Annotated in this window: 17 protein-coding genes; 11 read left to right on the forward strand and 6 right to left on the reverse strand. The window is 72.6% G+C overall.

Going from position 1 to position 19,740, the window contains the following annotated elements:
- Positions 1-84 precede the first annotated feature (84 nt).
- Both ACFYYF_RS03640 and ACFYYF_RS03645 read left to right on the forward strand, forming a co-directional pair.
- Entirely contained in the window at positions 85-726 is a 642-nt protein-coding gene (locus ACFYYF_RS03640; protein ID WP_388771005.1) for a precorrin-8X methylmutase, read from the forward strand.
- A gap of 23 nt (positions 727-749) precedes the next feature.
- Entirely contained in the window at positions 750-1,112 is a 363-nt protein-coding gene (locus ACFYYF_RS03645; RefSeq protein ID WP_388771007.1) for a cyclic-phosphate processing receiver domain-containing protein, read from the forward strand.
- Between the two features lie 65 nt (positions 1,113-1,177).
- On the opposite strand, the gene ACFYYF_RS03650 is transcribed toward ACFYYF_RS03645, so the two are convergent.
- The gene (locus tag ACFYYF_RS03650) at positions 1,178-1,954 is read right to left on the reverse strand and encodes a cobalt-precorrin-6A reductase (protein ID WP_388771009.1); all 777 of its coding nucleotides are present in this window, start codon (positions 1,952-1,954) and stop codon (positions 1,178-1,180) included.
- Positions 1,955-2,423: 469 nt separating this feature from the next.
- On the opposite strand from ACFYYF_RS03650, the gene ACFYYF_RS03655 reads away from it, so the two are divergent.
- Entirely contained in the window at positions 2,424-2,639 is a 216-nt protein-coding gene (locus ACFYYF_RS03655) for a dodecin (protein ID WP_103547697.1), read from the forward strand.
- A 45-nt stretch (positions 2,640-2,684) separates the two neighbouring features.
- Here the strand turns inward: ACFYYF_RS03655 and ACFYYF_RS03660 are convergent, their stop codons facing one another.
- Complete coding sequence (locus ACFYYF_RS03660; RefSeq protein WP_388771011.1) at positions 2,685-3,176, reverse strand: hypothetical protein; 492 nt, start codon at positions 3,174-3,176, stop codon at positions 2,685-2,687.
- Between the two features lie 251 nt (positions 3,177-3,427).
- Here ACFYYF_RS03660 and ACFYYF_RS03665 point away from each other — a divergent pair, with 251 nt between their 5' ends.
- Together ACFYYF_RS03665 and ACFYYF_RS03670 are read left to right on the forward strand one after the other, a co-directional pair.
- The gene (locus tag ACFYYF_RS03665; protein WP_388771012.1) at positions 3,428-4,807 is read left to right on the forward strand and encodes a glycoside hydrolase family 43 protein; all 1,380 of its coding nucleotides are present in this window, start codon (positions 3,428-3,430) and stop codon (positions 4,805-4,807) included.
- A gap of 29 nt (positions 4,808-4,836) precedes the next feature.
- A complete protein-coding gene (locus ACFYYF_RS03670) occupies positions 4,837-6,186 on the forward strand; it encodes a jacalin-like lectin (protein ID WP_388771013.1) in 1,350 nt (449 codons plus the stop codon).
- Between the two features lie 71 nt (positions 6,187-6,257).
- Here ACFYYF_RS03670 and ACFYYF_RS03675 read toward each other — a convergent pair whose 3' ends face one another.
- The gene (locus ACFYYF_RS03675; protein WP_388771016.1) at positions 6,258-6,809 is read right to left on the reverse strand and encodes an RNA polymerase sigma factor; all 552 of its coding nucleotides are present in this window, start codon (positions 6,807-6,809) and stop codon (positions 6,258-6,260) included.
- 46 nt (positions 6,810-6,855) lie between these two features.
- Here ACFYYF_RS03675 and ACFYYF_RS03680 point away from each other — a divergent pair, with 46 nt between their 5' ends.
- The 3 genes from ACFYYF_RS03680 (at position 6,856) to ACFYYF_RS03690 (ending at position 10,736) form a co-directional block, all read left to right on the forward strand.
- The gene (locus ACFYYF_RS03680) at positions 6,856-8,247 is read left to right on the forward strand and encodes a serine/threonine-protein kinase (RefSeq protein WP_388771018.1); all 1,392 of its coding nucleotides are present in this window, start codon (positions 6,856-6,858) and stop codon (positions 8,245-8,247) included.
- Positions 8,248-8,389: 142 nt separating this feature from the next.
- Entirely contained in the window at positions 8,390-9,145 is a 756-nt protein-coding gene (locus ACFYYF_RS03685) for a DUF4232 domain-containing protein (RefSeq protein ID WP_388771021.1), read from the forward strand.
- Positions 9,146-9,488: 343 nt separating this feature from the next.
- Positions 9,489-10,736, forward strand: coding sequence for a hypothetical protein (locus ACFYYF_RS03690; protein ID WP_388771024.1), 1,248 nt, complete (start codon positions 9,489-9,491; stop codon positions 10,734-10,736).
- A gap of 35 nt (positions 10,737-10,771) precedes the next feature.
- Here the strand turns inward: ACFYYF_RS03690 and ACFYYF_RS03695 are convergent, their stop codons facing one another.
- From ACFYYF_RS03695 to ACFYYF_RS03705, 3 genes are all read right to left on the reverse strand, one after another.
- The gene (locus tag ACFYYF_RS03695; RefSeq protein ID WP_388771027.1) at positions 10,772-12,976 is read right to left on the reverse strand and encodes a ricin-type beta-trefoil lectin domain protein; all 2,205 of its coding nucleotides are present in this window, start codon (positions 12,974-12,976) and stop codon (positions 10,772-10,774) included.
- 466 nt (positions 12,977-13,442) lie between these two features.
- Positions 13,443-14,411 (reverse strand): aldo/keto reductase, encoded by a 969-nt coding sequence (locus ACFYYF_RS03700; RefSeq protein ID WP_388771030.1) that lies wholly within the window; start codon positions 14,409-14,411, stop codon positions 13,443-13,445.
- A gap of 84 nt (positions 14,412-14,495) precedes the next feature.
- Positions 14,496-15,269 carry a nuclear transport factor 2 family protein gene (locus ACFYYF_RS03705; RefSeq protein WP_388771033.1) on the reverse strand — a complete coding sequence of 258 codons (774 nt, stop codon included), beginning with the start codon at positions 15,267-15,269 and terminating at the stop codon, positions 14,496-14,498.
- Positions 15,270-15,473: 204 nt separating this feature from the next.
- Here ACFYYF_RS03705 and ACFYYF_RS03710 point away from each other — a divergent pair, with 204 nt between their 5' ends.
- The 3 genes from ACFYYF_RS03710 to ACFYYF_RS03720 all read left to right on the forward strand — a co-directional run bounded on the left by ACFYYF_RS03710 (position 15,474) and on the right by ACFYYF_RS03720 (position 19,592).
- Positions 15,474-15,974 carry a methylated-DNA--[protein]-cysteine S-methyltransferase gene (locus ACFYYF_RS03710; RefSeq protein ID WP_388771035.1) on the forward strand — a complete coding sequence of 167 codons (501 nt, stop codon included), beginning with the start codon at positions 15,474-15,476 and terminating at the stop codon, positions 15,972-15,974.
- Positions 15,975-16,332: 358 nt separating this feature from the next.
- Positions 16,333-18,687 (forward strand): ATP-binding cassette domain-containing protein, encoded by a 2,355-nt coding sequence (locus ACFYYF_RS03715; protein ID WP_388771038.1) that lies wholly within the window; start codon positions 16,333-16,335, stop codon positions 18,685-18,687.
- Positions 18,688-18,875: 188 nt separating this feature from the next.
- Positions 18,876-19,592 carry a PH domain-containing protein gene (locus tag ACFYYF_RS03720; RefSeq protein WP_388771041.1) on the forward strand — a complete coding sequence of 239 codons (717 nt, stop codon included), beginning with the start codon at positions 18,876-18,878 and terminating at the stop codon, positions 19,590-19,592.
- Positions 19,593-19,740: the final 148 nt, after the last annotated feature.

Below are 19,740 nucleotides of genomic sequence, written 5' to 3' on the forward strand. Positions count from 1 at the left end.
CGAGGTGATCGGTATGCTCGCGGTCATGCCCGCGCCCTCCGATCGGTCTCCGGCGGCGGCACGCACCCGGAACGACGTCAACGGATGAGCGAGAAGACAGTGTTCGACTACGAGAAGGACGGCGCGGTCATCTACCGCGAGTCCTTTGCCACCATCCGCGCGGAAGCGGACCTCGCGGCCCTGCCCGCCGACGTCAGCCAGGTCGCGGTCCGGATGATCCACGCCTGCGGAATGGTGGACCTGGTCGGCGACCTCGCCTACACGCCCCACGTGGTGGCCCGCGCCCGCGAAGCCCTGCGTGCGGGCGCGCCCGTCCTCTGTGACGTCTCCATGGTCGCGAGCGGCATCACGCGCAAGCGGCTGCCCGCGGACAACGACGTGATCTGCACGCTCTCCGACCCGTCGGTGCCGGACCTGGCGGCGGAACTCGGCACCACGCGCAGCGCGGCCGCCCTGGAACTGTGGCGCGACCGCCTGGACGGCGCCGTGGTGGCCGTCGGCAACGCCCCCACCGCGCTGTTCCGCCTCCTGGAACTGATGGAGGAGGGCGCCCCCCGCCCCGCCGCGGTGATCGGTGTCCCCGTCGGCTTCGTGGGCGCGGCGGAATCGAAGGACGCCCTGGCCGACCACCCCTCGGCCCTGGACCATTTGATCGTACGAGGCCGCCGGGGCGGCAGCGCGATGGCAGCGGCGGCGATCAACGCGATGGCGAGCGAGGAGGAGTAACCGGCTGCTGGGACAATCGGCCGGTGACAGCAGACCCCACGGCACCCGTACCCGTCGTGCTCGGCATAGATGACCTCCGGGCGCTTCCGCGGGCCACGCGGATCGCGCGTACCAGTCGCGAAGGCGTCCAGCTTCTGGAGGAGCATCGCGACAGCTTCGTCGACGAGCTCTGGCTCGATCACGATCTCGGCGGCGACGACACCGTCATGCCGGTGGTGACGCTCCTGGAGGAAGCCGCCTTCGACGGCCGGCCCTTCCGGATCGGGACGGTCTTCGTGCACAGCGCCAACCCCATCGGCGCCGAGAACGTCGTCCGGTCGCTCGCCCGCTGGAACTATCGCGTCCGGCGGACAACCGCCGAAGCGGCGAACGGCACCAGCGGCTGACCGCCGTTTCGGCTCGGGCGGCGATCCACCTCCGCAGGCGGCCGGTCTGCCGTGTCGCGGTCGCCTCAGGTGTCGGGCGACGTCCGGTCGGGGCCCAGGCCGAAGCGATCAGCCAGCCAGCCGACGGCCGCCTCGGGTCCCGTCACGACGGGGATTCCGGTGGGCACCGGCGGTCTGCGGACCACGATCACCGGGAGTCCGGCCTCGCGGGCCGCCGTCAGTTTCGGGGCGGTGGCCTCGCCGCCGCTGTCCTTCGTCACCAGGACGTCGATGGCGTGACGCCGGAGCAGTTCACGTTCTCCCTGGAGCGTGAACGGGCCCCGGTCGAGCAGCACCTCCATGCGGGCCGGTGCCGGAGCCTGCGGCGCGTCCACCGATCGTACGAGGAACCACAGGTCCCCCAGGGCCGCGAAGGCCGACAGACCCAGCCGGCCGGTGGTGAGGAACACCCTGCGGCCCAGGGAGGGCAGGAGTCCGGCGGCGTCTTCCAGGGAACCGGCCTCGTGCCAGGTGTCGCCCTCCACCGGGACCCAGCCGGGGCGGCTCAGGGCGAGCAGCGGAACACCCGTGGCGGCCGCGGCCGAGGCCGCGTTGGAGCTGATCGTTCCGGCGAAGGGGTGCGTGGCGTCCACGACCGCGTCCACCGCGTGCTCCCGCAGCCAGCGCGCCAGGCCCTCCGCACCGCCGAACCCGCCCACGCGGACGTCGCCGGGCGGCCGCCGGGGCGCGCCCACCCGTCCGGCCAGCGAGCTCGTCACCCTGAGGCCGGCCCGGGTCCCCGCGGCCAGGCTCTCGGCGAGCCGGCGGGCCTCGGTCGTACCGCCCAGGATGAGTACGTGCACGGCGTCCGGTTCCTTTCCGGAGGGGGCGGGCGGGACATGAGCGGCGGGGCCGGGGGCCGGCGCAGCGCCTCACTCAAGCACACCGGTCCACGGCCGGGCCCGTCGGCTGCGGCGGCGCCCATCGGCGGGGGGTCCGTCGGCGGGGGCGGTCCTGTCGACGGGGGCTCCGTCGGCGGGGGTTCCGTCGACGGGGGTCCTGTCGACGGGGGTCCCGTCGGCGGGGGGCGTCGGCGGGGCCGGTCCCGCCAACGGGGGCTGGTCCCGTCGGCAGGGGGTCCGTCGGCGGGAGGTTCCGTCGGCAGGGGGGCCGCCGGCGGGGGGTCCGGCTCGGCTCCGGTCGGCCCGACCCTCACCGTGCCCCGGCGGGCCCCCGTCACCCGGGACACCCCGCCGTCTCGCGGAGCGCCACCCGGTGGGGCACCGTGGAAACACGCCTGGCACTCCCGCCACGGCGGAGAGGAGCAGCCGCATGTCCGAGCACACCTACCGGGTCACCGAGATCGTCGGGACCTCCCACGAAGGCGTCGACCAGGCCATTCGCAATGGGGTCACCCGGGCCTCGCAGACCCTGCGCAACCTCGACTGGTTCGAGGTCACCCAGGTCAGGGGCCAGATCGAGAACGGGCGGATCGAGCACTACCAGGTCGGTCTGAAGCTCGGTTTCCGGCTGGAGGACGCCGACTGACCCGACCCGCGCCCACGGGTCCACCCCACCCGCCGGACAGTCGCCTCAGGTCCGCCCCTCCCGCTCCTGCGCGTCCTTCAGTGCCGCCGACGCGGCCGCCCACCGTGCCCGTACGACCGTGAAGCCGGCCCGCTCCGCCTCCTCGCACACGAATTCGTCGTCGTCGACGAGGACGCGGACCTCCCGGTCGCGGGCCAGCCGGCGAAGGATCTCCAGCTTGGTGCGGCGGGCGGGCCTGCGGTCGTCGTTGCGCCGCATCCAGATGCGTCCCTCGGGCAGGCCGTGCTCGGCCAGCCACTCCACCGTCGCCCGCCGGCATCGCTCGGGGCGGCCGGTCAGATAGACCACCTCGCACTCCCGCGCGCTGCCGAGCGCGAGCGAGACGCCCTCCGCGAGCGGCGGATCCTGAGGCGCCGCCGCGAAGAACGCGTCCCAGTCCCGCGGTGAGCGCTCCAGGAACCGCTGCCGGTGCGCGGTGTCCGCGAGCGTGCCGTCCAGGTCGAACACGGCGAGTGGTCTGCTGCTCTGTTCCTTCACGCGGACCAGCCTAGACAGCGGCTCCGACAGCCGCCGGGCCGCAACCCTCGGCCCTCTGGCCGCGAAGCGGCGGGAACACGCTCAACTTCCGTCTCTCCAGGCCCTGTTCACATCACGGGCAGGCCCCTACCGTAAGGCCTCGCACAGCACGTTGCACAGCATGTCGCACAGCATTCGGTATGTCGAACAGGAGTGACCGGCGGGAGGAGCGTACTCCCCGCCGCCCCGCTCCTCCACCGAAGGAGACCGGCATGAACGGCAGCCCCCCTCAGCCCTCCCGGCGCGTCGCGCTGGGGGCGATGGCCGGCCTCACCGCCGCTTTCGCCCTCGGCGCCCCGACCGCGCGCGCCGCGGCCGCGACGGCCTATGTGATGGGCTACTTCACCGAGTCCCCGAACGGCGACGGAGCGGACTACGGTCTGCATCTGGCCGTCAGCACCGACTCGCTCCAGTGGACACCGCTGAACCAGAACAAGCCCGTCGTGACGCCGACCGGCGGCACCGGCGGCCTGCGCGATCCGTTCGTCCTGCGCAGACAGGACGGCACGTTCGTGGTGCTCGCCACCGATCTCAAGGGCACCGACTGGAGTCTGCAGAGCCAGTACATCCATGTGTGGGACTCCGCGGATCTGCGGAGCTTCAGCGGCTACCGGCGGCTGAAACTGCACGACATGGCCACCCACAGCTGGGCGCCCGAGGCCTACTGGGACACGGGGCGGGGGCAGTACGGGATCATCTACTCCGCGGTCGACTCCAGCGGCCACAACGTCATCATGGTCAACTACACGGCCGACTTCGTGACCGCGTCGGCCGCCCAGGTCTTCTTCGACCCCGGTTACGACGTGATCGACGGCGACCTGGCCGTGGGCGTCGGCGGGGTGAACTACCTCTATTTCAAGAGGGACCAGACCCTTGTGGGCGCCCGGTCGACGTCGCTGGACCCGGGCAGCTTCACCGTGTTCAGCACCCCGGTCTCCCACGGCGGCACCGAGGCGCCGATCCTCGTCAAGTCACAGTCGACGGGGTCGTATTACCTGTGGGGAGACACGTACACGCCCAACGGTGTCTTCTACGCCTGGCAGTCGGCCGATCTCGCGAGCGGCACCTGGACGGCGGTCGACCAGCGGCTGTACACCCAGCCGCTGAACTCCAAGCACGCGAGCATCCAGCCGATCACCACGGCGGAGTACGACAACCTCCTCGCCCGGTGGGGCGCGCCTGCCTGGAACCGGCTCAAGTCCTACAACTATCCGGCCCGTTACGTCCGGCACTCCAACTACGTCGGCCGGATCGACGCGTACCCGTTCGACCCGTACACCGATGCGCAGTGGACTCTGGTGACCGGACTCGCCGACCCGGCCGGCGTCTCGTTCCGTTCGGTCAGCCACCCCACGCGCTACCTGCGGCACAGCAACTACCAGATGGCGCTCCACGTCGACGACGGGACGACGACGTTCGCGCAGGACGCCACCTTCCACCGGACGGCGGGCCTGGCCGACGCCTCGTGGTCGTCGTTACGCTCCCACAACCACCCGGACCGCCACCTCAGGCACGCGGACTACGTGCTGCGCATCGATCCGATCTCCACCGCCACCGACAAGGCCGACGCCACCTTCTCGGTCGGTTCCTGACATCCCTTCGCCCCCTGGAGACACCCCCCATGCACCCTCTCCGCAGACTCCTCGCCGGCGCGGCGGCGGCAGCAGCCGTGCTCGGCGGCCTCACCGCGGCCGCGCCCTCCGCCGCGGCCGCCGACTCCGGCACCTTCAGCGTGCTCAGCTACAACGTCGCCGGGCTGCCCGAAGCCATCTCCAGCGCGCCGACACCCCGGCAGAGCGCGACCACGGCGATCGGCGGGCTCATCGCCCCCTACGACATCGTCCACGTCGAGGAGGACTTCAACTTCCACGCGGCCCTGTACGCGGCCGACACGGCGCACGCGTACCGGACCGCGACCAGCGGCGGCGCGGGCATCGGCAGCGGTCTCAACACCCTTTCGAAGATCCCTTACGACACCGGTGACTTCGAGCGGGTCGGCTGGAACTCCTGCCAACTCGACTCGGGCGACTGCCTCACACCCAAGGGCTTCACCTTCATGCGGGAGCGCCTGGCCGAGGGCGTCTACGTCGACTTCTACAACGTGCACACCAACGCGGGCACCAGTGACGGCGACCTCTCCTCCCGTGCCGACAACCTCAGTCAGCTCACCGCGTTCATCGGCAGCCACTCCGCGGGCAACGCCGTCGTCGTGATGGGCGACACGAACACCCGCTACACCCGATCCGGCGACACCATCGCGGAGTTCGCCGCCGCCAACGGCCTGTCGGACGCCTGGGTCCAGCTCGTGCGCGGCGGCACCGCGCCGGCCAAGGGAAGCGACGCCCTCGTCTGCGACCAGAGCGGCACCACGGTGCCCGACACCTGCGAGGTCGTCGACAAGATCCTCTACCGCGGCAGCAAGCTCGTCACGCTCGACGCCACGAGCTACCACAACGAGCACACGCGCTTCCTGACCTCCGACGGTCTGATGCTCTCCGACCACGATCCCGTCACCGCGTCGTTCGCGTGGTCGCGCGCCGACGGCTTCCAGCTCAGCGACCAGTTCGGCGGGCCGCACGGCGACTACTTCAACGACATCGCCCGGGTGCCGGCCGGCGCCCGCGCATCGGTCATGTCCATCTCCGCCGGCTCACGGGTGGACCGGATGGGGCTGACCCTGAGCGACGGCACCAGCTTCGCGCACGGCGGCACGGGCGGCACCGCCGCGTCACTGACCCTCGGCAGTGGTGAGTACGTCACCACCGCGCAGCTCTGCGAGGGAGTGAAGGACAGTCATACACGCGTCTTCTACGCCAAGTTCACCACGAACCTCGGCCGGGCCCTGTCCGGGGGCACGACGACCTCGGACTGCGTGACCCGCACCGCGCCCAGCGGCTGGCAGCTCGCCGGATTCCACGGCCGTTCGGGGGACGAGGTCGACAAGATCGGCTTCATTTACACCCGGCGCTGACCGGCGTCAGGCACGGCATCGTTCCCGCCGGGTACCCGGACCCGGCGGGAACCCGGACCCGGCGGAACCCGTCAGGAAGCGTCCGACAGCCAGGGTCTGACCCTTCTGCGGGCCTCGTGCAGCCGGGACTTGAACGTGCCGAGGGGAACGCCGACGCGCTCGGCGGCCTCCGCGTACTCCAGCCGGCAGATGTCCCGGTAGACCAACGGCGCCACCAGACGCGGGTGTTCGCGCTCCAGGCGCTCCAGCGCCTCCAGGAGGTCGACCCTGGAACCCGCGATGACACTCGTCGTCCGCGGGTCGACGTACCGGGCGGCGTCGATGACCTCCGGCCGTTCGGCGGCGCGCCGCTTCAGCTCGCGGTACTTCTGCCGGGCGCAGTTGGCGACCACCGTGTACAGCCAGGTGCCGAACCGGCTGCGGCCCTCGAACGCCGTGATCCCGCGGGCGACTTGGAGCAGGACGTCCTGGGCCGCCTCCTCGGCGTCCTCGCGGCAGGGCAGGAAGCGCCCGCACCGGCGGACGACCTCGGGCCGGATCCGCCGGAGCAGGACGTCGAGGGCCGCCCGGTCCCCGGCCGCCGCCAGCAGCGCGAGCCCCTCGGTCTCGTCCGCTTCTCCCACCTGGCACTCCCCTCGATGCCGACCAGAGGCCAGGCATGATAGTCGTATGCACTCGCTGGAGCGGATCGGCCGTTACCGCCTCGAACGGCGCCTGGGCGCCGGTGGTTTCGGCGTGGTCTGGCTCGCCCACGACGACGTTCTCGACGCGGCCGTCGCGGTCAAGGTGCTCACCGAGAACTGGGTCGACCGGCTGGACATCAGGGAACGCTTCCTCTCCGAGGCGCGACTGCTGCGCAAGGCCGACTCCAGCCGGGTGGTCCAGGTCTACGACATCGGTGAACTCCCGGACGGCAGGCCCTACTTCGTCATGGAGTACGCGGACGGGGGAACCCTCGCCGACCGGGTCGAGGCCGGTCCGCCGCCCGTCGCCGAGGCGCTGCGTCTGACGGCGCTGGCGGCACGGGCCGCCGCCGACCTGCACGCGGCGGGGATCGTGCACCGCGACATCAAGCCCTCGAACGTGCTGCTGCGCACCGCAGCCGGCGGGGCGGACCGGGTGCTGCTGGCCGACCTCGGCCTCGCCAAGAGCCTGGCCCAGGCCTCCGGACTCACCGTCGCGGCGGGGTCGGCCGGGTACACCCCGCCCGAGCAGTCCCGGCCCGGATCCGGGATCGACGCGCGGGCGGACGTGTACAGCCTGGGCGCGCTCGGCCACCACCTCGTCACCGGGTCGGTTCCCGGCCCGCCGGGCAGGACCGAACGCGCCGACAGGCTCCGTACGGACATCGGTCCGGACGTCGGACGCGCGCTGCTGCGCGCCATGGAACCCGACCGCGAGCGGCGCTGGCCGAGCGCCGAGGCCTTCGCCGGGGAGCTCGAACGACTGGCCGACGGAATGACGGCCGGTCGTGTGCCCGCGCCCCGGCCGGGCCGGCGTACCGCGCTCCTCGTGCTGGCCGGGGTCGCGGCGGCCTGCGCCGCCGCGGTCGCCCTCACCGCCGTGGTGCTGACCGACGAGTCCGCCGCGAGCACCCTCACGGTCGAGGACGGCACGGGCCGGATCGCGGTGGAGGTACCGGCCGCCTGGGGCGGTCAGGTGCGCGACTCGGGCTGGAATCCGAGGTCGCTGGGACTTCGGGACGGCACCGAACCCGGCCTCGTCGTCGCGGACCGCCTGACACGGTGGCCCGACCTCCGTTCCGGCGTCGACGGGGCCTTCGTCGGACTCAGCGAACACGGCGACGTGACCGGCGCGGTCCGCTCCATCACGCACCCGGGATGCCACTACGCCGGAAGCCACTCCTACTCCGGCGCGCGCTGGCACGGGCTGATCCGGACGTGGGACGGCTGTCCCGGCGAGGACGGCCGCCTCACCGAGGCCGCGCTGACCCCGACGGGGAGCGGCGCGCGGCCCCAGGTGTACGTCCAGGTCCGCCAGGAGAGCGGCGACGACGACGCGGCCGACGGTGTCATCGCCTCCGTACGCCTCAAGGCCTGATCCTGGAGCGGCGGTCCCGCCGGAACCCGTCGGCGATCCCGCGAACTTTTCGGTCCCCGGGCGCATCCAAGAGGAATGACGGGCGCGATGCGCCTCCCGCACGTGCGACCGGCTCGTACGGAGATCCGCAAGGAGTGGTGACATGTCGACCTTCCCGCGTACGACGACGGACACGGACCGGACCGGCACGGTGTCCGCGCACCGTGCCTCCCCCGCGGCCCGGCGGGCCGGGCTGCTGGCGGGTGTCGCCCTGCTGGGCCTGCTGACCGCCTGCGGCAACGGCACCCCGCAGGGCTCGCCGACGACCCTTCCCGGCACGGCCGGACCGGCGTCCGGCGGCGCGAGCGCGAGCCCGGGCGCGACGGCGGGTTCCACCGAGGCGGCCGGCACGGCCGCGAGCACCCCGTCCGAGAAGACGGGGTCCGGGACGGGGAGCGGGTCCGCGTCGGCCCCGGCCTCCGCGGGGAGCGCCGCGGGCGGCGGACGCTGCCACACCTCGGAACTGCGCGCCTCCGTCGGCCGCAACGACCCCGGGGCGGGCCAGGAGAACTTCCCGATCGTCCTGACGAACACGTCCAAGCGGACCTGCACGGTGCGTGGCTACCCCGGAGCGGCCTTCGTCGACGCGTCCGGCAAGCAGCTCGGGCCCGACCCGCGGCGGTCCTCGGGCACGCCGACGACCGTCGTGCTCACGCCCGGGCACAGCGCGTGGTCCGGCATGACCTTCTCCAACCCGGAGGTCAGCGGAGCGAACACGGCGACGCCCGCCTCGCTGATCGTCACGCCGCCCGACGAGCAGGACTCGCTCACCGTGACGTGGACGCAGGGCGAGGTGCCCGTGTCCGGCAACGCGTCGTCGGTCTCGCTGACGGTCGTCCGGCCGGGGACCGCCCCCTGACCCCGTACGCCCGGCCGTCACCCCGTCACCCCGTCACCCCGTCGCCCCATCACCCCATCACCCCGTCGCCCCGTCGCCCCGTCACCCCGTCACCCCGTCGCCCCGTGGTCCCGTGGTCCCGTCGTCGCAGGTCCCTTCGCGGCGCCGGGCGGCGTCTCCTGCTCACCAACCGCCCCTGCGGCAGCGCGATTTGTCACAGAACGGCAACGCGTCCCGCTTCCTGCGACCCTTTCCGGAATTTCACGCATCCCACCGTTTGACGTACCCCGCGAGGGGCGCGTCGTTCTGACGAAGGCTCCGTCCCCGGACCCGGGCCGGTGCCAAGAACATCGGGGGATGAACCATGAGCGGTGTCTCACGCAGGCGACTGCTGACCGCGACGGCGTCGGCGGGCGCGCTGGGAGCCCTGTCGGCCTGCTCGGCCCGGGACTGGTCCGTGGGAAGCGGTGGTGACGGGCCGGCGCGGCTGCGGCCGGTCAAACTGATCGGCGACGGGTCCACGGCGGACACCGGAGCCCAGCCGAGGCAGCCGAAGGCGAAGCGGCTGAAGTCCGGTGAACGGCCTCCTCAGTTCGTCGTGTTCTCCTGGGACGGCGCGGGCGAACTGAGCAACAAGCTGTTCTCCCGGTTCCGCAAGGTCGCCGCCGACCACGGGGCGTCCATGACGTTCTTCCTCAGCGGCATCTACACCCTGCCGGAGTCGAAGAAGCACCTGTACCACCCTCCGCAGCACCCTGTGGGCGCCTCCGCCATCGGCTATCTCTCCGACCGGCACATCCACGCCACGCTCCGGCAGATACGCGCGGCCTGGCTGGAGGGGCACGAGATCGGCACCCACTTCAACGGTCACTTCTGCGGCACGGACGGGGTCCGCCGCTGGTCGCCCGCGGAGTGGCGCAGCGAGATAGCGCAGGCGAAGAAGTTCGTCACCGAGTGGCGGACAAACACCGGCTTCACCGACCTCGAACCGCTCCCGTTCGACTACGAGAAGGAGCTGACCGGCGGCCGCACCCCCTGTCTGGAGGGTCAGTCGAATCTGCTGCCGACCGCGGCGGCGCTGGGCTGGACGTACGACGCCAGCTCGCCCGGCGGACTCCAGATGTGGCCCGCCAAGGTGCAGGGCGGCAAGATCTGGGACTTCCCGCTCCAGTCCATCCCGTTTCCCGGTCATTCCTTCCAGGTCCTGTCGATGGACTACAACCTGATGGCCAATCAGTCGGGTGCGAACCCGCTCGGCGACCGCACCCGGTACGACGCCTGGCGCACCCAGGCCCGCGACTGCTACCTCGCCGGCTTCCGGCGCGCCTACGAGAGCAACCGGGCCCCGCTCTTCATCGGCAACCACTTCGAGCGCTGGAACGGCGGCATCTACATGGACGCCGTGGAGGAGGCGCTGTCGCGGATGGCGGCCCACGACGACGTCCGCATGGTCTCCTTCCGTCAGCTCGTGACCTGGCTGGAGGCCCAGGACCCCGCGGTCCTGCGGAAGTTGCGCACGCTGGGCCCGGGTCAGTCGCCGCTCGGCGGCTGGGACGAGTTCCTGGGCACGGCCGGCTCGACGGCCTCCTCGTCCGGCACCGCGGCTTCCTGAGGATCCGGGACAGGGGCCGCCGGATCCCCGCCGCGTCACCGGTGGCCTCCCTGGCCCCCTCCGCCGAGCGAACCGTAGCCGCCGGAACCGGATCCCGTACCGTAACCACCGTTCTGGGGAGCGCCGTTGAGCCCGTCCCCGGAGCAGTAGGCGGACCCCCAGGCGCACGAGCCGGCGGAGGGCTCGGCGGACGGCGTGGCGGTGTCGGGGTTCGCGGCCGTCGGGGCGGAGGTCCGGGTGCCGGTGGGTGTGGTCGTGGAGGCGGACGGCTTCCCGGTGGTGGAGCCCTTGGCGTCACCGTCCGTGGAGTCCCAGTTGACGACCTCCAGTTGGAGCGAGGGCGACGAGGTGTCGAGAGTCCAGTGCTGGATCGGCTCGTTCGCGCGGAGTTTGAGGACGAGTGCCGACTCGCCCTCGGCCGACGCGGGAACGAGGGCCAGATCCGGGTTCCAGCGCGGTACGAGCATGCCCTGGAGGGTGAAGTCGTAGCGCACGTTCTTGGCACCCGGCTTCGACGAGTCGGTGCAGGCGGCCAGTTGGACGGTGTAGCTCAGGTGCGAGTCCAGACACAGGCCGGGGCGGTCCGCGTCGCGCAGCAGCCCGTCCGTCCCGTACGACCATTGCGTCGCCGACTCCGAGGAGCACGGGACGAGCCGGGCCTCGGCACCGCTCGCCGGTGTCGTCCCCGCGAAGCCGACGCACCGGCCGGTCGCCGTGTTGCGCAGCCGGCCGCGCACGGTGCCGTCCTTCTTCTCACCGGTCCGGGCCCACGACGGGTCGGTGCCGCGGCTCGGCGCGTCGGCGGAGCGGGCGCCGTCGGCCGTGTCGTGCCGGCCGTCGGAACCGGTGTCGGAGAGCCACAGAACCAGGGGGACCGCGATCAGCGCGCCGAGGGTCAGCACGGCGACGGCGACGGTGCGGCGTCCGGGCGCGCGGCGCGAGGCCTTGCGCCCTGCGGCCCTGCGGGAGGCCCGGGTTCCGGCGTCGGACAGGGAGGCGGAGGTGCCGGCCGCGGCGCCCGCCGAAGGGTCCGAGGCGCGGGTTCCGGCATCTCCCGCCGAGCCGCCGGTGCGCGTTCCGGCGCCGGAGCGGCGCGCGCCCCGACGGCGGGAGGGCCGGCCGTCCCGGCGGCGGAGGGGCCGGTCGTCCCCGACAGGCGCGGGGGTGCTCCGTCCGGACGGCGAGGCCGGTCCGGGCGACGCGGCTCCATGGCCCGTGGACGGGGTGCCGGTGGGTTGATGGGCGTCCTGCGGGGTGCGCGGGGGAAGTCCCGGGAGACGTGGGTCGTCGTCGGGCAGGAACTCGACGATGTGGGCGGCCCCGGCGGCCGGGCCACCGCCGGTGCCCGGCGTTCCGTCGGCGAGGGCCCCGTCCTGGCCGTGCTCCGGCTCCCGGGCGGCGGCGGCCGCGGCCCGCTCCCGCCGGGAGGCCACGTAGGCGTGCGCGCCCCAGCCGAGCACCGCTTCGGCGAGCGGGAGGGCGAGTTCGCCGTTGAACTGGCTCAACTGGTCGCCCGCGTACCGGCAGTGGCCGCATGCGTCCATGTGGTTCCGCAGGTCGGGGTCGAGGCCGTTGCCGCCGCGCCGGAAGGAGGCGTCGAGCATGCGGTGGTAGCGGCGGCACTCCTGGCTGGGGGCGAGTTCGTGGTGGATCTCCAGGCAGCCCTGACGCAGCCGTTCCCTGGCCCGCTCCAGTTCGGTGACCGCGTCCTCGGGGAAGATCCCCAGCAGGGCCGCGGGGACCTCCGGCCGTTCGGCCTCCACCTCTCCGTGCCACAGCAGGCACCGGGCCGGTTCGGGCAGGCGCTGGAACGCCCTGGACATCAGGCGCCTGTTCTCCGGGGGCAGCAGGCGAGCCGCCGCCCGCTCTCCGCGGTCGGCCTCGGCCAGGAGCCCGGGATGGAGCAGTTCGCGCCGCTGGTCCATCAGCCACTCGGCGGCGATGCGGCGGACGGTGACGAGCAACTGGGGGCGCCAGGCGGCGCTGGGGCCGCTCTGGTGCAGCAAATCCCCGAACAGTCGCGTGAAGGAGGCAGTGGTGAGCATTCCGGCGGGACGTACGCCGCCCGTGCACAGTCGCGCGTAAGAGAACACCGCCTCCCAGTGGCGGTCCAGGAGTTCTCCGACGGGATAGTTGGCCGTCGCGCCACCCTGCCTCTTCAGCTCGGCCGCGAGCCGTTCATCCGAAACCTCGAACACTCTGTCGGGGTCGGACGAATCAGGCAGCGTTCCGTCATTCACGTCCGCTTTCCTTCCAAAGGCAGCGCGGCAAAAAGTCCATACCAACGGGTATGCAGACCGCCCGTCGGAACCGGAGGGTCTGCCCACGAGAGCCGGCGCCGCGAACGACCGCCCCCGACAGCCCTTTCGGGCAGGAGAGGGAGCGGGCACACCGCACGCGTGCAGAACGAACCCACTATTGTCTGCACGCCGACAACGTCCACCTTTGCACAGGGCGCCGAGCCGGAACAAGCGATCCCGGATTTTCCCTCAATTCGGCCCGGCCGGGAATATTGACCAAATGTCAGCGGGGTCGTGCGAAAAGAAATTCGGAAACCCGGCGGCTCACCCTTCCGTCCGGAGTCTCCGCAATGGGAGCGCTCTCACGCGCTCATCCGAGCGTCATTCCGCACGGAATTCCCGGTCGGAGTGGAGCCGGCCGCCGTGGACGCGTGAAGCACGCCCGACGACGGCCGACCCGTCCGCGTCAGTGACCGCTGATCGCCCGGGGTGTGTACGGCTCCTCCAGTTCCTCGGCCTCCTTGTCCGAGAGCTCCACGTCCAGCGAGGCGACCGCGTCCTCGATGTGCGCGGCCCTGGTGGCGCCGACGATGGGCGCGGTCACGGCGTCCTGCCGCAGCAGCCAGGCGAGCGCGACCCGGGCGCGCGGCACCCCGCGCCCGGCGGCGATGCGCGCGACCGCGTCGACGATCTCGCGGTCGCCGTCCAGGTACAGGTTCCGGCCGAACGCGTCGCCCCGGGTCCTTTCGGTGACCGTGTCCCAGTCGCGGGTGAGCCGGCCGCGGGCGAGCGGGCTCCAGGGCAGGACGCCGACGCCCTGGTCGGCGCAGAGCGGCAGCATCTCGCGCTCCTCCTCGCGGTAGAGGAGGTTGTAGTGGTTCTGCATGGAGACGAAGCGCGTCCAGCCGTGCAGCGTGGCCGTGTACTGGGCCTTGGAGAACTCCCACGCGTACATCGAACTCGCCCCGATGTAACGGGCCTTGCCCGCCTTGACCACGTCGTGCAGCGCCTCCATGGTCTCCTCGACGGGGGTGTGGCGGTCGAAACGGTGGATCTGGTAGAGGTCGATGTAGTCGGTGCCGAGGCGGCGCAGACTGTTGTCGATCTCCGTCATGATCGCCTTGCGGGACAGGCCACGGCCGTTGGGGCCCTCGTGCATCGCGCCGTTGACCTTGCTGGCGACGACGATCTCGTCGCGGCGCGCGAACTCGCCGAGCGCCCGCCCGACGATCTCCTCACTGGTGCCGTCCGAGTAGACGTTCGCCGTGTCGAAGAAGGTGATCCCGGCTTCCAGGGCCTGGCGGATCAGGGGGCGCGAGGCGTCCTCGTCGAGGGTCCACGCGTGGACACCTCGGTCGGGCAGGCCGAAACTCATGCAGCCAAGGCAGATCCGGGAGACGTCCAGACCCGTCGAACCGAGCTTCACGTACCGCATGCTCACTCCTGCTCTCGGTGCCGGTGGAGGTGGGGCGGGGAGATCCGAGGACTGAACCCTGCCCGCGTCACGGGCCCGGCAGCCCTAGTCGACGGGTGCTTGCACGTCGTCGTACACCCGCGCCGACGTGATCAGGCCATCGCCGCCCCGCACGCAGACCGCGAGGCCCGGCTGCGGGGGCAGTTCGGCGCCGCCCCAGCGGTCGACGACGTACTCGAACGCGCTGCGGGTGCCGTCCTCGGTCACCGTGCACAGCGAGAGCCGGATGCCGCCGCCCGCGGAGAAGAGGGTGTCGTGGAGCTCGGTCAGCTCCGCGGTCCCGGTGCACCGGTCCGTGTCGGCGGCCGGCCCCCGGAAGGACCCGTCCGGAGCGAAGGCGGCGACGGCCGCCGCGGTGTCCCCCGCGCCGAGGGCGGCCAGGTAGGCGCCCACCGCGCCGGAAGGGCGGGCCGACGGGTCCGGCCGCACCATCGGACGGCGCTCGGCGTGCCGGCCGAGCAGCGGCAGCCGGGAGTGGTGGATCCGCACGGGCAGCGCGGAGGCGAGGTCCACGGCGACGGCCACGGGCAGCGCGACGCGCTCGCCCTCCGCACCCTCCAGACGGACGACCCACTCCCCCACGGCCCGCCCCTCGCCGATCGTGACGGCGACCTCCTCGATCTTCGCCTTCCGCTCCGCCCTCCAGGTGTCCTGCACGGCCAGCCAGGCCGCCAGGACGGCGACACCGCTGATCCGGCCGGCCTCCGGGTCGTCCAGGGCGACGGGTACGGTGGCCGTCGCCGGGTCGCGCAGGGCGTCGGCGAGCTCGGCGGCGCCGAGCCGGCCGACGAGGTCGGGGATCTGCGGGATCCAGACCATGGGGACTCCTGGACGGTGCGGAGTGGTCGACTTCGATCGTGTGCCCGCTCGGGCCACGGCGCGACCCCAGCGGGCGGCGGAACGCATCCGCCGGCGTCTGCCTGCCCCCGCTCAGCGCCGTGTCCGAATCCCGCCGGACGGAAGCCGGCGCGGGGCGCATTGTTGAGGGTGAACACGCTGCGAGAACTCGGAAAGGACCGACCGATGACGGTCTACACGACCATGGACAGCCCGCTCGGCCGACTGCTGCTGGTGGGTGAGGAGTCGGCCACCGCCAAGGGCGGCACGGCGCTGGCCGCCCTGTCCGTGCCGGACCAGAAGCGCGGCGCGGTCGTCCAGGACGGCTGGCACGAGGACCCGGCCGCGTTCCGGGAGATCGTCGCCCAGCTCGGTTCGTACTTCGACGGCCGGCTGACCGCCTTCGACATCGAGTACGTGTCCAGCGGCAGCGACTTCCAGCGGCGCGTCTGGAAGGCCCTGGAGACCATCCCGTACGGCACCACGGTCAGCTACGGGGAGGTCGCCGCGCTGATCGGCGCGTCCAGGGCCGCGGTGCGTGCCGTCGGGACGGCGATCGGGGCCAACCCGCTGCTGATCGTCCGCCCCTGCCACCGGGTGATCGGCGCGAGCGGGGCACTCACCGGCTACGCAGGGGGCCTGGAGCGCAAGCGCCAGCTCCTCGACCTGGAGAACGTGCCGTCCTGAGGGGCGCGGGGCCGTCCGGCCGGGACAGCCGGGGCAGCCGGGGCAGCCGGGGCAGCCGGGGCAGCCGGGGCAACAGGACAGGGACGGCCGGAGGACTGCCGTCCTGAGAGGCGCGGGGCCGCCCGGCCCGGACAGCCGGGACGGCCGCGACAGCCGGACAGACGGGACAGCGGGACAGACGGGGGAGCGGGACAGACGGGGCGGCGGGGCGGCCGGACGGGCTTCCGGGTCCCGCGGGACGCGCCCGGGTAGCGGGACCGGGCGCGGCCTAGAATCGTGGGGTTTGCCCCCTGCCCCCACCGACGGCCGGGCCGCGGCCCACGGACCGCGGTACGGGCCGCCCCCTGGAGTCCCGCCGATGCCCAGCCCCGACGGCCGCCCCCACGACTCGTACGTCCGCGTCCGCGGCGCCCGGGAGCACAATCTGCGGGGTGTCGACGTCGACATCCCGCGGGACCTCCTCGTGGTGTTCACCGGTGTGTCGGGGTCGGGGAAGTCGTCGCTGGCCTTCGGCACGATCTACGCGGAGGCGCAGCGGCGGTACTTCGAGTCCGTCGCCCCGTACGCTCGGCGGCTGATCCACCAGGTGGGGGCGCCCAAGGTCGGGGAGATCACCGGGCTGCCGCCGGCGGTGTCGCTGCAGCAGCGCAGATCGGCTCCCACCTCACGGTCCTCGGTGGGCACGGTCACCAATCTGTCCAACTCGCTGCGGATGCTGTTCTCGCGCGCGGGCCGTTACCCGGCCGGCGCCGAGCGGCTCGACTCCGACGCGTTCTCGCCGAACACGGCCGCCGGGGCGTGCCCCGAGTGCCATGGTCTCGGCCAGGTCCACCGCACGACGGAGGAGTTGCTGGTCCCCGATCCGGCGCTGTCGATCCGCGAGGGCGCGATCGCCGCCTGGCCGGGAGCGTGGCAGGGCAAGAACCTGCGGGACATCCTCGACACGCTCGGCCACGACGTGGACCGGCCCTGGCGCGAACTGCCCGCCGGGGAACGGGAGTGGATCCTGTTCACGGACGAGCAGCCGGTGGTCACCGTGCATCCGGTGCGCGAGGCCGAGCGGATCCAACGCCCCTATCAGGGCACGTACATGAGCGCCCGGCGCTATGTCATGAAGACCTTCTCCGACACGAAGAGCGCCACCCTGCGGGCCAGGGCGGAGCGGTTCCTCGCCGCCGCTCCCTGCCCGGCGTGCCACGGCGGCAGGCTGCGGCCCGAGGCACTGGCGGTGACGTTCGCGGGGCGGACCATCGCGGAGCTGGCCGCGCTGCCGATCGTCGAGCTGGCGAAGTCCCTCACGGGCGAATCCGAGACCGCGCGCGTCCTGACGGAGGACCTGGCCTCCCGTATCGCGCCCGTCGTGGAGCTCGGACTCGGCTACCTCAGTCTCGACCGGGCCACCCCCACCCTCTCGGCGGGCGAACTCCAGCGGCTGCGCCTGGCGACGCAGTTGCGCTCCGGACTCTTCGGTGTGGTGTACGTCCTCGACGAGCCGTCCGCCGGGCTGCACCCGGCGGACACCGAGGCCCTGCTCACCGTGCTGGAGCGGCTGAGGACGGCGGGCAACTCGGTGTTCGTCGTGGAGCACCACTTCGACGTCGTGCGCGGCGCAGACTGGCTGGTCGACGTGGGACCGCTGGCCGGGGAGCACGGCGGGCACGTCCTGCACAGCGGTCCGGTCGCCGCGCTGGCGGATGTCCCGGAGTCCGCGACGGCACGGTTCCTCTTCGACCGCTCCCCCGCACCGGAACGCCCGGCGCGCACGCCCCGGGGGCTGGTGTCGGTCGGCCCGGTGACCCGGCACAATCTGCGCGGGATCACCGCCGAGTTCCCGCTCGGCGTCCTCACCGCGGTCACCGGGGTCTCCGGCTCCGGGAAGTCCACGCTGATCGGCGAGTTGACCGAGGACCTGGAGGGGGTCGGACGGCTGGTCGGTGTCGACCAGAGGCCCATCGGGCGTACGCCGCGGTCCAATCTCGCCACCTACACGGGGCTGTTCGACGTCGTGCGCAAGGTGTTCGCCGGGACGGAGGAGGCCCGGGCGCGCGGCTACGGTGTGGGACGGTTCTCCTTCAATGTGACCGGAGGGCGCTGCGAGACCTGTCAGGGCGAGGGCTTCGTCAGCGTGGAGCTGCTCTTCCTGCCCAGCACCTACGCTCCGTGCCCGGACTGCGGCGGCGCGCGCTACAACCCCGAGACCCTCGAAGTGACCTACCGGGGACGGAACATCGCGGAGATCCTGGATCTCACGGTGGAGGCGGGTGCGCGGTTCTTCGCCGACACCGACACCCCTGCCGTCACCCGCAGCCTCGGCACGCTGCTCGACGTGGGTCTCGGGTATCTGCGGCTCGGCCAGCCGGCCACGGAGTTGTCGGGCGGTGAGGCCCAGCGCATCAAGCTGGCGAGCGAGTTGCAGCGGGTGCGCCGGGGACACACCTTCTATCTGCTCGACGAGCCGACGACGGGGCTGCATCCCGCCGATGTCGAGGTGCTGATGGGTCAGTTGCACGGGCTCGTGGACGCCGGTCACACGGTCGTGGTGGTGGAGCACGACATGACGGTGGTGGCGGGCGCCGACTGGGTGATCGACCTGGGCCCGGGCGGGGGTGACGAGGGCGGCCGGATCGTGGCCGCCGGGCCGCCCGAGCAGGTGGCGGCGACCACCGGGCGGACGGCGCCCTACCTCGCCCGAGCCCTCGGCGGGCACCGCTAGGACACGCTCCAGGGCGTGTCCGCGAAGTCCGGGCCGCCCGGCGGCTCCCCGGTCCGAGGGACGCGCCGCCCTGCCGGTGAACGTCTACCACAAGGCCCCAAACGGCCCTCGACACAAGGGAGTTGAGACATCACCATGGTGGTGCGAAAGGGGCCGGGGCAGGGGCAGGGGGGAGCGGGGCGGTGGGCATGGGGTACGAGAGGCTGCCGCGCGAGTACCGGTTGAAGCGGTCCAGGATGCGTGTCTTCCTGTGGGTCATCGCGGTGGGCACGGTGAGTGTGGCGCTGGCGCTGCTGAGCGCGGACGACCTGCCCGCCTCGTTCACGTACCCCTTCCTCGCCGCGTGGGTGGCGCTGATGGGCTGGCTCTTCCACGCCACCCTGCGCTGCTCCACCACGGCGGACCTCAAGGCGATCCACGTGCGCGCCATGGTCAGACGGCGCCGGCTGGCCTGGGAGGACATCCAGGACATCAGGGCGGAGCCGAATCCGGCCGCGGCGCTTCAGGACAACGCACCCGGCGTGCTCGTGTACGCCTACGACCGGGGTGGCAGGAAGGTGTTGCTGCCCTTCCTCGACGACCTGCACGTGAACGTGGAGCGCGAGGTCGGGGTACTGCTGGAGGTCTGGGAGGAACTCCGCGGCGAGGACTGGGCGCCCGACCCCGCGGCCGCCGTCCGTATCGACCGGCACAACGCCCGTCAGGGCGCGATGATGAACGCCTTCGCCGTCACGATGCTGGCGTTCGTCCCGCTGGTGGTGCTGATGCTGCTGCCGCTCTTCGTGGACCTGCCCGGATGGCTGGAGTCTGTGCTTCGGCCGCTCGTGGTGATGGGGGTGGGCCTGCCGCTGGTCTTCGCGCTGACCGCGATCACCACGTACCGCCGACGGATGCGCGACGGCTGAACCCCGCACGCCGAGCCGGGACCACCGATGTGCTCGGACCACGGTCCAGGGCGGCGGTCCCGGGCCGCAGTCCCGCGCGGCGGTCCCGCGCGGCGAGGACTTGGGACGGAATCGCCCGCGCGGGCGGGGCGGCCCGGTTCCGCCCCGC

The organism is Streptomyces sp. NPDC001914 (genome assembly GCF_042891215.1).
GTDB lineage: Bacteria > Actinomycetota > Actinomycetes > Streptomycetales > Streptomycetaceae > Streptomyces.

Bases quoted from the DNA above. Each gene is read 5' to 3' on its own strand.
- ACFYYF_RS03640 (WP_388771005.1), top strand. From the start codon at position 85: ATGAGCGAGAAGACAGTGTTCGACTACGAGAAGGACGGCGCGGTCATC.
- ACFYYF_RS03655 (WP_103547697.1), top strand. From the start codon at position 2,424: ATGTCCGAGCACACCTACCGGGTCACCGAGATCGTCGGGACCTCCCAC.
- ACFYYF_RS03665 (WP_388771012.1), top strand. From the start codon at position 3,428: ATGAACGGCAGCCCCCCTCAGCCCTCCCGGCGCGTCGCGCTGGGGGCG.
- ACFYYF_RS03670 (WP_388771013.1), top strand. From the start codon at position 4,837: ATGCACCCTCTCCGCAGACTCCTCGCCGGCGCGGCGGCGGCAGCAGCC.
- ACFYYF_RS03680 (WP_388771018.1), top strand. From the start codon at position 6,856: ATGCACTCGCTGGAGCGGATCGGCCGTTACCGCCTCGAACGGCGCCTG.
- ACFYYF_RS03685 (WP_388771021.1), top strand. From the start codon at position 8,390: ATGTCGACCTTCCCGCGTACGACGACGGACACGGACCGGACCGGCACG.
- ACFYYF_RS03690 (WP_388771024.1), top strand. From the start codon at position 9,489: ATGAGCGGTGTCTCACGCAGGCGACTGCTGACCGCGACGGCGTCGGCG.
- ACFYYF_RS03700 (WP_388771030.1), bottom strand. From the start codon at position 14,411: ATGCGGTACGTGAAGCTCGGTTCGACGGGTCTGGACGTCTCCCGGATC.
- ACFYYF_RS03705 (WP_388771033.1), bottom strand. From the start codon at position 15,269: ATGGTCTGGATCCCGCAGATCCCCGACCTCGTCGGCCGGCTCGGCGCC.
- ACFYYF_RS03710 (WP_388771035.1), top strand. From the start codon at position 15,474: ATGACGGTCTACACGACCATGGACAGCCCGCTCGGCCGACTGCTGCTG.
- ACFYYF_RS03715 (WP_388771038.1), top strand. From the start codon at position 16,333: ATGCCCAGCCCCGACGGCCGCCCCCACGACTCGTACGTCCGCGTCCGC.
- ACFYYF_RS03720 (WP_388771041.1), top strand. From the start codon at position 18,876: ATGGGGTACGAGAGGCTGCCGCGCGAGTACCGGTTGAAGCGGTCCAGG.